Origin of the sequence: Glaciimonas immobilis, assembly GCF_011947285.1 — a bacterium.
Classification (GTDB): domain Bacteria; phylum Pseudomonadota; class Gammaproteobacteria; order Burkholderiales; family Burkholderiaceae_D; genus Glaciimonas; species Glaciimonas immobilis.
In genome coordinates, this window is record NZ_JAAOZT010000009.1 from 166,071 (window position 1) to 178,905 (window position 12,835).

12 protein-coding genes and 1 pseudogene are annotated in these 12,835 nt (G+C 53.3%); 5 read left to right on the forward strand and 8 right to left on the reverse strand.

The genetic code is table 11. The features are described 5' to 3' along the window. Window positions 1-66 precede the first annotated feature (66 nt). A complete protein-coding gene (gyrB, locus tag HAV38_RS15080) occupies window positions 67-2,550 on the forward strand; it encodes a DNA topoisomerase (ATP-hydrolyzing) subunit B (RefSeq protein ID WP_168056206.1) in 2,484 nt (827 codons plus the stop codon). A gap of 566 nt (window positions 2,551-3,116) precedes the next feature. Here the strand turns inward: gyrB and HAV38_RS15085 are convergent. Continuing rightward, window positions 3,117-4,010: a hypothetical protein gene (locus HAV38_RS15085; protein ID WP_168056207.1), complete on the reverse strand. Its 894-nt coding sequence runs from the start codon at window positions 4,008-4,010 to the stop codon at window positions 3,117-3,119. A 90-nt stretch (window positions 4,011-4,100) separates the two neighbouring features. Continuing rightward, complete coding sequence (locus HAV38_RS15090; RefSeq protein WP_168056208.1) at window positions 4,101-4,505, reverse strand: HNH endonuclease; 405 nt, start codon at window positions 4,503-4,505, stop codon at window positions 4,101-4,103. Between the two features lie 203 nt (window positions 4,506-4,708). Between HAV38_RS15090 and HAV38_RS15095 the strand changes: the two are divergent. Beyond that, window positions 4,709-5,113, forward strand: a pseudogene (locus HAV38_RS15095) (tyrosine-type recombinase/integrase); the annotation flags it as partial. A 315-nt stretch (window positions 5,114-5,428) separates the two neighbouring features. Here HAV38_RS15095 and HAV38_RS15100 read toward each other — a convergent pair. From HAV38_RS15100 to HAV38_RS15110, 3 genes are all read right to left on the reverse strand, one after another. Then, complete coding sequence (locus HAV38_RS15100) at window positions 5,429-5,905, reverse strand: DUF4411 family protein (protein ID WP_168056209.1); 477 nt, start codon at window positions 5,903-5,905, stop codon at window positions 5,429-5,431. Continuing rightward, window positions 5,892-6,920, reverse strand: a complete 1,029-nt coding sequence (locus HAV38_RS15105; RefSeq protein WP_245182386.1) for an ImmA/IrrE family metallo-endopeptidase — start codon at window positions 6,918-6,920, stop codon at window positions 5,892-5,894. The genes HAV38_RS15100 and HAV38_RS15105 overlap by 14 nt, the downstream gene beginning before the upstream one ends. 361 nt (window positions 6,921-7,281) lie before the next feature. Further along, the gene (locus tag HAV38_RS15110) at window positions 7,282-7,455 is read right to left on the reverse strand and encodes a hypothetical protein (RefSeq protein WP_168056211.1); all 174 of its coding nucleotides are present in this window, start codon (window positions 7,453-7,455) and stop codon (window positions 7,282-7,284) included. 100 nt (window positions 7,456-7,555) lie between these two features. Here HAV38_RS15110 and yghU point away from each other — a divergent pair, with 100 nt between their 5' ends. Beyond that, window positions 7,556-8,431: a glutathione-dependent disulfide-bond oxidoreductase gene (gene yghU, locus HAV38_RS15115; protein ID WP_168056212.1), complete on the forward strand. Its 876-nt coding sequence runs from the start codon at window positions 7,556-7,558 to the stop codon at window positions 8,429-8,431. A 39-nt stretch (window positions 8,432-8,470) separates the two neighbouring features. Here yghU and HAV38_RS15120 read toward each other — a convergent pair whose 3' ends face one another. The 3 genes from HAV38_RS15120 to HAV38_RS15130 all read right to left on the reverse strand — a co-directional run bounded on the left by HAV38_RS15120 (window position 8,471) and on the right by HAV38_RS15130 (window position 10,599). Then, complete coding sequence (locus tag HAV38_RS15120; protein ID WP_168056213.1) at window positions 8,471-9,229, reverse strand: molybdopterin-dependent oxidoreductase; 759 nt, start codon at window positions 9,227-9,229, stop codon at window positions 8,471-8,473. Further along, window positions 9,226-9,876 carry a cytochrome b/b6 domain-containing protein gene (locus HAV38_RS15125; RefSeq protein WP_168056214.1) on the reverse strand — a complete coding sequence of 217 codons (651 nt, stop codon included), beginning with the start codon at window positions 9,874-9,876 and terminating at the stop codon, window positions 9,226-9,228. Before HAV38_RS15125 ends, HAV38_RS15120 begins: the two co-directional genes overlap by 4 nt. 87 nt (window positions 9,877-9,963) lie before the next feature. Next, window positions 9,964-10,599, reverse strand: coding sequence for a hypothetical protein (locus HAV38_RS15130; protein WP_168056468.1), 636 nt, complete (start codon window positions 10,597-10,599; stop codon window positions 9,964-9,966). Between the two features lie 133 nt (window positions 10,600-10,732). On the opposite strand from HAV38_RS15130, the gene HAV38_RS15135 reads away from it, so the two are divergent. Together HAV38_RS15135 and HAV38_RS15140 are read left to right on the forward strand one after the other, a co-directional pair. After that, window positions 10,733-11,413, forward strand: a complete 681-nt coding sequence (locus HAV38_RS15135) for a heavy metal response regulator transcription factor (RefSeq protein ID WP_168056215.1) — start codon at window positions 10,733-10,735, stop codon at window positions 11,411-11,413. Continuing rightward, window positions 11,410-12,834 carry a heavy metal sensor histidine kinase gene (locus HAV38_RS15140; RefSeq protein ID WP_168056216.1) on the forward strand — a complete coding sequence of 475 codons (1,425 nt, stop codon included), beginning with the start codon at window positions 11,410-11,412 and terminating at the stop codon, window positions 12,832-12,834. The genes HAV38_RS15135 and HAV38_RS15140 overlap by 4 nt, the downstream gene beginning before the upstream one ends. Window position 12,835: the final 1 nt, after the last annotated feature.

Here is a 12,835-nt window from a genome sequence, read left to right on the forward strand (position 1 = left end):
AAATCTGCACGTTGCGGATTTCCGCTTGGATTCATGTTTTTGTAGCAGTCTATTCAGAAGGTAGCCATGTCATCAATCCCTCAAGACAACACTAATCAGCCGCCAGCAGATACGTACGGCGCGTCCTCAATCCAGATTCTGGAAGGTCTGGAAGCAGTACGAAAACGTCCGGGGATGTACATCGGCGACACTTCAGACGGCACCGGTTTGCACCATCTCGTGTTTGAAGTACTGGACAACTCCATCGATGAATCGTTAGCTGGTCATTGCACCGAAATCAACGTCACGATTCATTCCGATAATTCTATTTCCGTGACCGACAACGGCCGCGGCGTGCCGACTGGCATTAAGTTCGACGACAAGCACGAGCCTAAGCGCAGCGCGGCAGAAATCGTCATGACTGAGTTGCACGCGGGCGGTAAGTTCGATCAAAACTCATACAAAGTATCCGGCGGCTTGCATGGCGTCGGCGTCTCTTGCGTCAATGGTTTGTCCAAATTATTGAAGCTCACGATTCGTCGCGACGGCAAAGTCCACTACATGGAGTTTGTCCGCGGTGTGCCACAAAATCGTGAGATTGAAACCATCAACGGCATGATCGTATCGCCAATCAAAGTCATCGGCGACACCGACAAGCGCGGCACCGAAGTCCACTTCTGGGCCGACGAAGAAATCTTCACCCACGTTGAATTCCATTACGAAATTCTCGCCAAGCGTATTCGCGAGCTATCTTTCCTCAACAACGGTGTGCGCATCAAACTGACCGATCAGCGCACCGGCAAAGAAGAGCTGTTTGCGTTCGAAGGCGGCACCCGCGGTTTTGTTGAATACATCAACAAAAACAAGAGCGTTTTACACCCGACTATTTTCCAGGCAACCGGTGAAAAAGAAGGCGTCACAGTCGACGTATCCATGCAATGGAACGACGCCTATAACGAGCAAGTATTATGCTTCACCAATAACATTCCGCAACGTGACGGCGGCACTCACCTGACCGGCCTGCGTGCAGCGATGACCCGGGTGCTCAACAAGTACATTGAAGAACACGATTTCGCCAAACGCGCCAAGGTCGAAACCAGTGGCGACGACATGCGCGAAGGACTTACCTGCGTCTTGTCGGTCAAAGTACCCGAGCCAAAATTCAGCTCGCAAACCAAAGACAAACTGGTCTCCAGTGAAGTCCGTTTGCCGGTGGAAGAAATCGTCGCCAGAACCCTCAACGACTACCTGCAAGAAAAACCAAACGACGCCAAAATCATCTGCGGCAAAATCGTCGAAGCCGCCCGCGCCCGCGATGCAGCACGCAAAGCCCGTGAACTGACGCGTCGCAAGGGCGTGATGGACGGCCTCGGCTTGTCCTCCAAACTTGCCGATTGCCAGGAAAAAGATCCAGCGCTATGCGAACTCTACATCGTCGAGGGTGACTCTGCGGGTGGTTCGGCCAAGCAAGGCCGCGACCGTAAATTTCAGGCAATTCTGCCACTGCGCGGTAAAGTGCTTAACGTCGAAAAAGCCCGCTTCGAAAAGATGCTCTCGTCCGAACAGATCACCACCTTGATCGCGACGCTAGGCACCAGTATCGGCCCGGATGAATTCAACGCCGACAAACTGCGCTACCACCGCATCATCATCATGACCGATGCTGACGTCGATGGCGCCCATATCCGTACTTTATTGCTGACATTGTTCTACCGCCAGATGCCGCAACTGGTCGAGCGCGGCCACATCTACATCGCCCAACCGCCGCTGTACAAGGTCAAGCACGGCAAGGACGAGCGCTACCTTAAAGATGACGTCGAAGAAGTCCAGTACATGATGCAAGTCGCTTTGAACGACGCCTCGCTGATCCCAAGCCAAGGTGCCGATCCAATCAGCGGCCCGGCGCTGACAGAACTGGTCCGCCAATACAACACCGCCAACGCCATCATCACGCGCCTTACCCGAGCAATTGACGGCGCAGCGTTGACCGCTATCATGACCGGTGTCACGCTCCAACTCGACAATGCAGAAAACGCCGAGATTTCGGCTAAGGCACTCACCAAAGAAATTGGCGACCCTGCGGTTACCGTCATCGTCAAATCTGACGAACTCACCGACAAACATCAGCTACGTATCCAGCGGATGTATCACGGCAACGTCAAAGCCAGCATCATCGACAGCGACTTCGCCGCCAGCTCAGACTACAAAGTCCTGTGCAACGCTGCCGCCACCTTCAAAGGCCTCATCGCCCCCGGTGCAATGGTCCGTCGCGGCACCGGTGAAAAAATAAAAGAGTTCGCCATCGCCGACTTCCATCAAGCGATGGCATGGCTACGCGACGAAGCCGAACGCGGCGTCAGCAAACAGCGCTACAAAGGACTGGGCGAGATGAACCCAAGCCAACTATGGGAAACCACAATGGACCCAACCGTGCGCCGCCTGTTGAAGGTACAGATCGACGACGCGATTGCTGCGGATCAGATTTTTATGACGTTGATGGGCGATGACGTCGAACCACGTCGGGCGTTTATTGAGTTGAATGCGCTGCAGGCTGGGAATATTGATGTTTGATGGTGTGCAGCCGTACCCATAAATTGGCAGTTTGGGAAGGGTAAACTGGCAAAGTTAGTATGAGAAAACCGCCCGACCCCGGTCGGTGGTATTTGTCGCTCTGTCTGGTAGGCTAAAAGCGTTGATCGATATTTCGTCTACTATTTTTAAAGCTCGTGCATCCGCTTAGCGGTGCGCGAGCTTTTTTACTTCCGACTGGCCTAATTTACGGATTCGCCGAAGCGCACTGGGCGGCGGCTTTGCAGCGGATGCAGCCATTGGCTATCAATGAGGCTGTCATTGTCGCCTCCTGTATTCGGCTTCCTTTGATAGGATTTTGGGAGCCCGCTCAACTGCGCATTACAGCCATTCGCCAATTAAGAAGATGCTACCCAAAAATGCTTTTTGAACGGCTGGTCTCCGCCCCCTGTAAGACCGCAGCCGACCCACAGCGGTCTGTCAAATTTCCTGTAAGCGGACCCTCAACGTAGAAGCAGCTGGTCTGTTTATTGCAGGTCTTTTTTTGAGAGGTAGGCCTGGACAACCGATGGGAGCGATGTTGTCGCGAAGAACCTTCTTGCCCTCGGTCAGACGGCATCCTCGATGGCCTTGAATTCCAGAATGTGCTGCTTGTCCAGTGCCACGAGGAACTCGAACAGCTTGTACGACGCGTACGCCTGCTTGGAGGTAGCGGCAATTTCATCGGCAGCATCGGGGCAGCTTTTCCCCTCATTGGTAATGCGAAAATCATTGAAGTCGTGGCGGAGCAAAGAGAGCGCTTTAAGGGGATTGTCGTGCAGCCTGTCGGCGAGCTCGAACGTGAAATTAAGTTTGGCCGCCTCCGCTTTTTTCATCATCTGATCAACTGCCGGATACCCCTTGATTTTCACAAGCTTGTATTGCGCTAGGTTGAGCACAAGCATTTTCACTTTTTCGATTTGCTCATCGGGATCAATTAAGTAGTCCCTGGATCGCGCGGCATCTAAGATTTCCTTCTGTATAACATTCCCCATCTTCCCTCGAACATCCACGTTCAGTTCACTTGCAACGACAGCGAGGTCGCTTGTCGACCTGCAAATCCATTGCTTCTCGTCGAAATTCCATCTGGTGCACCTTTGAAGGTATTTCTCGCGAATGGGCTCGCCACGATAATCGGAGCTCAACAGTACGTACTTTTGGATCGTTCCGAAAAGTTCCGCGTAACAGTACAGGCTATACCCGATATTGAAAAGGTAGAGCTGGTGGTTCGGATATCCGTTCTCGTGCTCGAACTTGTACGCTTCGTACAGCTTTTCTTCGTCGCTGGTCGGGTAGTATTGCTTGACGTGGGCGCGAAGTGTTTCAGGCACAGCGACGACCGTACCTTGCGGCATCAGCGGCTTCAGCAGGGAAGGAGCGATCCCTTTGCTGATCGCGTATTCAATCGCGATCTTAAGGATGCCCCTTAGCAGATCCGGTGTCTCGGTCTCTATCCGCAGCAAGATCCTCTCGGCGTGTTCCGCAATATTCGTTTTGGAGACGACGGAGTATCCGTCCTCTCGCAACTCGCGAATCTTTTGGCTCGCGCAGAACTACTTAGCGAGCTTGCCGGTTGCCGCGAATACTGTAGCTTCCTTTTTCGCCTCATCCTGAATATATATCGGCTTGGATGGTACGAGTTCAAAGCTGTTGTTAAGCCGGAACGTGACGCCGGAGCAGTTCAATAGGCGTTGGCTCGTTTGCAGCTCGGCAAGCGCGGGTTGCGGGTCGCCCCGATCACGCGCGAGCTCGGCAATAATTCCTGATAAAGAAGATACTGCATTCACGAACGGCGCATCGACGGTTCCACCGAGCGTTTCGCCGCATTTCTCGCACAGTATGGAGTCAGAACGCAGCTTGCCGCCGATTGCGTTTTGGATTATGTGTTCCTCGTGCTTCACGACGTCAATCGAGTTGAACAGCTTCTCGCACAAATAGCATGTTTCAGAAGACTTCAATGCATTAGTTCCATATTTGAGTGAGCGGCACTGTTAAGCGCGTAGGGTAAAAAGGTTAAACAATGCGAACGACGGCTTCTGGCCGATTGTACACATTCGGTATAAATCCAGAAAGCGGCGCTCCAACGGTTTGCGCCCTAGGGGCGGAAGACTATGCTGCAAGTAGCACAATCAGACTTCGATCAACCACGAAGGAGTCTGACATGCGATCAACTCACCCTCGGGAGCCATGGAATAAAGGCAAACTGATTGGACAAAAGCCACCACTTAAACCAAAGGACATTTGGGCAATTCGAATCCACCTTCAAAATAACCAGCACATTCGAGATTTGGCGATGTTCAACCTTGCCATTGACAGCAAGTTGCGGGGCTGCGATCTCGTTAATTTATATGTTCGGGATGTTATGCACGGCAACCAAATGCTAAACAGAACGATCGTCGTGCAGCGCAAGACCAAACGCCCGGTGCAATTCGAATTAACGGAACCAACCAGACAGGCAGTCTTAGCCTGAATCGATAAAGCGAATCTTAGGCCGGATCACTACCTATTTCCGAGCCGCCTTGCAAAGTCACCCCATGTTTCAACGCGGCAATACGGATGGTGGATTAAATCTCACGTAGCATGCGCATGTTGGCCTACCGTCCGCTTTGGGGCGCGTTGATCGTCCGCTTTGGGTCAAGACCAGCCTGCCATGCTTTCAAACAGGCCATTCGTAAAAAATCTCCGTCAACGGCCGTTCCACTTACCTAAGCTGCCATTCGTTCCAATCCAGATAAAAAACGCATTTGCATAGAACTGGCTGATCTCTCATCAAAGCCCAATGACCGCACCCAGTCTTTACCGGACAACGAACACAGTTCGTTCAAGTCAAACGGCATACTTTGTTCTTCGTTATTGAGCTCCACGAGAACGTCCTCAGCCCTCAGAATACAGCCCCTGACCGTTTAATAAATTCCAGAAAATTGATGCATTCAACATTGACGCCTTCCATCTTGCAAACAGCCGGGATTTTATAGTTCGGCATCAGCTTCGGCAAGTCAGGTTGCATTCGCTCGTCCGACACCAGAATGGCCCTATGCGCCCGTGCAGTGGCAATGATGAACAAGTCGTTTTCACCCACGCCAGCGCCATATTTATCATCAACAATATGGAGTAGTATTTTGATGCGAAGCGCATCTAAAAGAATGTTGTTGGTCATTGCAATACGGATCAGACTTCTGGTTTCAAGCCACGCAGCGCAGTCCGGAGACGGGTGTGCAATTTCAGTGTACGCAACCGACGGTATCTGGATAAGATTACGATCAATTTGATCGCCGATCCAATCCCATAGTCCGGGAAATTGCTCGACAGGATAGTTATCCCACGCATAAATGATAGACGACGCATCAAAGACCAGCATAGTGCTTTTCTAGCTGATGAAGATCATTGATCTTCAAGCCGTCAAGGTAATTGCTGGCCTTAGAAAGTGTAATACGGCGTCGACTAAGTGCGCCAAGTACCGCACGAACAAACGTATCTCCGAAGATATGGATAGGCTCACGACTCCTGTATGCTCGCGATCCCCCATCGAGTTGCGGCACCTGAAGTCCGGCATGCCACCTTCGATAGGCCGCGTATTGTTGTTGAGATAATCGACCGCTGTCCAGTAATCGTCGCAAAATGACTTCTGTACTCACTCCCCAATCCCTTCGACACCCTTTAAGCCAATCGTCATATTGGTCAACATGACGCGGACGCGCAGTATCGTCAATTTTTTGAAGAAATGTATCCGGTACCAACATCAGACCGGCGAATTCATTTGCCTCGCGCTCATAACCTAGCCGCGAATGCATGTCATTTTCGTCATCAATCGAACTGATTCTATGCAGCAGTAAATGACCGAGTTCATGCATGAGAGTAAAGGACTGCCTTGCCTCCGATTGTTGTTTTTTTATAACAATAACAGGGCAATCCTCGGCATACAAAGTAAATCCAAGAATCGGACTCTCTTTTGCGATCTGCCATTTGCCGTTATAGCCGTTGCTGCGAAAAACCAGAATACCTTGCGCCTCAACCGCGCTTCTATACGTTTCAAAGTCGTTGACGTCATTCAGTCCCAGCCATACTCGAGCGATGTCGGCAGCGGCCTGAGGAGCATTTTGCGGTAAATCCGGTGGTGAAAATTCAGTTAAATCCGGATTTTCAAGTTCATCGCGCAGTGCTAAATAAACGGTCCGTTGTTTCTCTACCCGCTCAATCAAACTTTTTACTTTGATCGACAATTCGGGTTTCTGATTGGCCAAGGTTCTGAACGCAGGTGTGTGGATGCGCTCCGGCTGCACCGGTTCACTTTCCAGAAAGAACAATACGCCACGACCGAAGTGCTCAGCTACTTTTGCCAACTGATTGAAAGTTATTCCGGGCTTGCCTTCCATTGCGTGTTCCAGGCTGGCAGGAGCGATATTGAGTGCGCTCGCAAGTTTCCCCGGCGTGATGCCATGATCGGCACAACACCATGCAAGTCGCTCAGAATTAATCGTTATTCGTTCCATTTGACAGATTATACATATATGCAGTTACTGTGATGGATCGAGAAACCGGGGCTACCGATTGATCATGCCGCTAATCAATCGGCAGGGCCTTACTCGATGTTCGCACAACCGGTTGTTCAAACACGATGCGTTAACCAAGCGTATTTTTCGCGACTATGTTTCGCGTTACGGCTTCAAGCGCAGCGAAGAGGGTGGTGCCACGGTCAAGTTGGTCTAGGACAATTGCGGCGAAAAACCGGCGCGGCTAGACTTGAATGACAAGATCACCGCCGATCTCTGCTGCTGTGACCACGATCACCAGGGCGCTCATCCCGACGCAGATTTTTAGCGTATCGTTAAATATTTTGAATACCCCGATTTCGCCGCGAAAGAATACGCAGTCCAACGCGCTACCGTGGTATTCGCTCAAATGAGGCATAGCTCAACGAATCGATCACATCGGGAGGGGATCTTCATTTACGGGGTACACTAAACGATATTCTGCGCCGGAAACTGCGCGACGTTACGGAGACTACCTCATGAGCAGCGCAAATTTGTACACCCCACCCAACGTATGGTCCTGGGATCAGGAAAGCGGCGGCAAGTTTGCCAGCATCAATCGCCCTGTCGCTGGTGCCACGCACGACAAGAACCTGCCGATCGGACGTCACCCATTGCAGCTTTATTCGCTCGCCACACCCAACGGCGTCAAGGTGACGGTCATGCTTGAAGAGCTGCTCGCCATGGGCCACGGCGGTGCCGAGTACGACGCGTGGCTAATTCGCATCAATGATGGTGATCAGTTCGGCAGTGGATTTGTTGGCGCTAACCCCAACTCCAAGATCCCGGCGCTGGTGGATCACAGCGGTGAAACACCGGTGCGGGTGTTCGAGTCCGGCGCCATTCTGCTTTATCTGGCCGAGAAGTTTGGTGCCTTCCTGCCCGGCACTGGTGCGGCGCGCGCCGAATGCCTGTCGTGGTTATTCTGGCAAATGGGCAGTGCGCCCTTTCTGGGAGGAGGGTTTGGCCATTTCTATGCCTACGCACCTGAAAAGTTCGAGTACCCGATCAACCGCTACGCGATGGAAGTCAAGCGCCAGCTTGATGTGCTGGACCGCCAGCTGTCAGCGCATCGCTTCCTGACGGGCGACGACTATACCATCGCTGACATGGCGGTTTGGCCCTGGTACGGGATGCTCGTCAAAGGCGAGCTGTACGAAGCAGGCGAGTTCCTCAGCGTGCACGAGTACAAAAATGTGTTGCGCTGGGCCGACGAGATTGCCCTGCGTCCCGCCGTTGTGCGCGGGCGCAAGGTTAACCGTGCATGGGGCGAACCATCTGGCCAACTGCTCGAGCGTCACGACGCCAATGATTTCGACCTAAAGACGCAAGACAAGCTGGCCCCTTCCTCTTAGCGCAAGTCATGTGCCTTGTTTGGCTTGCAGATGCAGACGCTAAGAACCGCTATACCAGTTATACCCCTGATCTTCCCAATAGCCGCCAGGATTTTCATTGGTGACGAAGATCGCTGCAATGTGCTTGGGATTTTTGAAGCCGAGCTTGGTTGGCACCCGCAGTTTCAACGGATAGCCATACTCGGTTGGTAACGGCGAACTGCCGAAATCTAACGCCAGGATCGTTTGCGGATGCAACGCGGTTGCCATGTCGATGCTGGAGTAGTAGCGGTCGGCACATTTGAAACCGACATACTTTGCCGTGGTATCAGCGCCGATATGCGCTAAGAAAGTGCGAAACGGCACGCCGCTCCATTGGCCAATGGCGCTCCAGCCTTCGATGCAAATATGGCGCGTGATTTGCGATTCCTGTGGCAATGCCCTTAATTGCGCCAGATTCCAGCTGTTTTTGTTACGCACCAGCCCGGAGACTTCCAGCTTATAGGTAGCCCCATCGATTTCCGGTGCGGAATCTGCGTCATAAAATGCATTAAATGGAAACGGCTTAGTGATCATGCTGGCCGGATAGGTCTGCGCCAGATGATTGGGGCGAAACAACATGCTTTGCACACGATCATTCCAGCGCGACATTGCCCACAAAACTTTGTCGACCTGATCCCCATCCTGCAGATTGCAGCCACTCAGCAGTGATAACGCGCCCAGTGATAATCCCGAACGCAGGAACAGACGGCGCTGCAATTGCACTAATTCAGGTTGTAGCGCACTGTTTTTCGGTGGTGGGGGTTTCTTGTCGCTCATGCTTGCTGCTCCTGCTTGGTAAGTTTCTCGTCCGCGTGACGGGGCAGCCGTCCGGTCAGCATTGGTAGCAGGGTACTCGGTACGATCAGCACCAGTGCCAGATGCACCACCACGAAAGCGACGATGCCGGCCATTGCGACAAAGTGCACGCGGCGCGCAATGTCGTAGCCGCCGAACAGGTCAACCAAAGTGTCTAGCTGGACAGGTTTCCAGATCGACAAGCCGGACGCTACCACCAGCACGCCAAGTAGCAACACGACGACGTACATCAGGCGCTGGACAGTGTTATAGATGCCGGGCTGATGCGCCAGCTTGAAGGTCAACGCATCTTTGATATCGCGTAGCAGAGGCCGGAATCGTAGCGGCAGAAAATTGCGGCGAAAATGGCCAGCCAGCAGCCCGTAGCCAAGATAGATCAAGCCGTTGACTACCAGCAACCACATCGCCGCCAGATGCCAGGCGATAGCGCCGCCCAGCCAGCCGCCGAGCGTAGACCAATGCGGAAAACTGAAGCCGAACAGCGGCGAGGCATTGTAAATTCCCCAGCCGCTCATTGCCATGCAGACGATGGCGAAGGCGTTGAGCCAGTGTGCTACGCGCACCAGCAGCGGATGAATGATGCGGCGGGGTTTATCGGCAGTCGCCATGGATACACCTTATTTGGAAGGAGTGCGGGAAGCCGGGCCGCGTGGCAGCCGGGGCCTCCCGTAATACAGCATTACAGTATTACAACATTACATGGGCGGCACGACGCCTTTGATACCAACCAAAGCACGATTTACCACTTCGCTACCATCGGCGGCTTTGGTAACAATAAATACGCCATGGGCACCAGCCACCAGCGAGCTGCGGTCAGCCTTGTTGAGGCTAACGATAGGGACATCAGCGGGTACCACGATTTTCTTTTCACCATCTGGATACTTGACTGTGATGGTGCGGCCGCTGGTGACGACTACATCGCCGACAGTACCGTTGGTCATGGTGCTTTTCTTACCCAGGTCCCAGGCGTAATGACCTTCGCCTGACTTCATACCAGCCGGAAACACGGTGACTTCCAGCGCCTTCAGACTGCCATCGGGCAGCGGTATGGCGGCGCTGCCGATAAAGCTGTCTGACTTGATGTCGGTGATGGCAGCATGGGTGACCGACATCACTGCCAGGTCAGGTGCCAGTTTCAAGGTCAGTTTCTTGCCGGCTTTGGTGCTAACTTCTAGATTGTCGGCGTTCACTTTTTCAATTGTGGCGCGCACCCGCGTCGGTGCTGCGGTAGCGGCAGTCTGGGCGATGGCGACGCTACCATAGGCGAGCAGAGCCGATGCGGCCAATGCGGGAACAAAGCGGCGTAAAAGTTGTGCAGTTGTCATGGCAATAGTCTAGGTAGTTGATGGGAAATTAATAGTAGGCTCGACCGAGTGTCTTATCGGTGACAGTTGGATGACAATATTGTCATTATTCCCGGCACGGGAATTGATAAAATGATGCCATCACTATCAAGGAATTAGCATGTCTATCCTCGTCATCGAAGACGATCCAAAGACCGGGGACTACCTCAAGAAAGGTCTGCGCGAATCAGGTTATGCGGTCGATCTGATTTGTAACGGCAGCGACGGTTTGCATATGGCGCTGGAGAATTCCTATGACCTGGTGGTGCTGGATGTTATGTTGCCCGGCACCGACGGCTGGAAGATCATGGCCGCGATCCGTGCCCGCCGCGATCTTCCGGTGATCTTTCTGACCGCGCGTGACCACGTGAACGACCGCATACGCGGGCTAGAACTGGGCGCTGATGATTATCTGGTCAAACCGTTTTCGTTTACCGAACTGTTGCTGCGGATTCGGACTCTGCTGCGCCGCGGGGTAGTGCGTGAGGTGCAGGCGCTGGATTTTTTTCAGGTGGCTGATCTGCAGCTTGATCTGTTGCGGCGCAAGGTCACGCGTCAGGGCATCGATATTGTCCTCACCAATAAAGAATTTTTGCTTCTGCATCTGTTGGTCAAACGCCAGGACGAAGCCTTATCGCGCACCGTCATCGCCTGCGAAGTGTGGGACATGAACTTCGACAGCGACACCAATGTGGTCGACGTGGCCATCAAGCGCCTGCGCGCAAAGATCGACAATCCATTTGAGCACAAACTGATCCACACGGTGCGTAGTATCGGTTACATGTTTTCTGAAAACCCATGAATTTCTGGCGTACCCGCTCTCTGACCACACGTGTCTCTTTTCTGTTTGCGCTGATAGCCTGCGCGATCGTTACCAGTCTCGGCATGTACCTGTATTCGTCGGCCCGACACGCGCTGGAAACCCGTGCCGATTATTCGCTGATTGGCAGGGTTGAGCATTTCCGCACGCTGTTGCACGATCTCTACAACGTCAAGCAGATGGAAGATCGGCCAGCATTGTTTGAAACCATGCTCGGCAGCGAGCAAGATGTACTGATGTTCGCTTATCCGGGCCAGCCGCCGTTCGTCCGCGTCAATCCGGATAACATGACGCCACCCCCGATGTTGCCGGTGGGTTTGAATCAAACCTTGACGTTAGCGGCACTGCAACCGGGGGAGCGCGCCGATGGTGTGCGCGTGCGCTGGGTCTCGGCCGAGGCAGAAGTGGGTAGTGATGGCCCCAAAGTAGTCATCGTCGGTGCCCATGTGATGACGCAAGAATCGCACATCCTTTCCCAATATTATTGGCAGGTGATCGGTGCCGCTGCCATATCGGTATTGCTCGCAGCACTGCTCAGTTTTCTGGTCCTGAAGCGCGGCTTCACGCCGTTAATAGCAATGGCCGGGCGCGCTGCTGAAGTTAGTCCAACCAATATCGCGATACGCCTGCGCGAAGAAGATGCACCGCAAGAGTTGCGGCGGCTAGCTGCATCCTTTAACGCCATGCTGGACCGGCTTTCCGACGGCTATGACACCCTGTCGCAGTTTTCTGCCGACCTCGCGCATGAGATCCGTACCCCAATCGGTGCCATCATGGGGCAGACTCAGGTAACCCTGAATAAGGTACGCAACGCCAGTGAATATCAGCAGGTGCTAGAGTCCAATCTGGAAGAGCTGCATCGCCTGAGCCGTATCGTGGAAAACATCCTGTTCCTGGCGCATGCCGACCATGCTGGTCTTGCTGTGGATAAAACGTCATTGGTACTGGCCGATGAGCTGCACAAGATCGCCGAGTATTTTGAAGGATTGGCCGAAGAGCGCGACATCAAACTGGTAGTGGATGGCGGTGGAGAGCTACAAGTCAATCCGGTGATGTGGCGTCGTGCGGTCAGCAACCTGGTGGTCAACGCGGTGCGCTATGCGCTGCCGGGAAGCACCGTGCGGTTAAGCGGCAAACCGAACGCACAGGGCGTATGTATTGAAGTGGAAAATCAGGGAGATCCGATCCCGCAAGAACAGCTCGACCGCTTGTTCGACCGCTTTTATCGCGGTGACAAATCGCGTAGTGAATTCACGGAATCGAACGGTCTGGGGTTGGCGATTGTGCGCGCCATCATGCAGGTGCACGGCGGTAGCGCCGAGGTGATTTGTTCAGCGGCGGGGGTGATCCGCTTTAGCCTGTATTTTCCACAGACGTTGCAGGAAATTCAGGCACGAGCCTAAG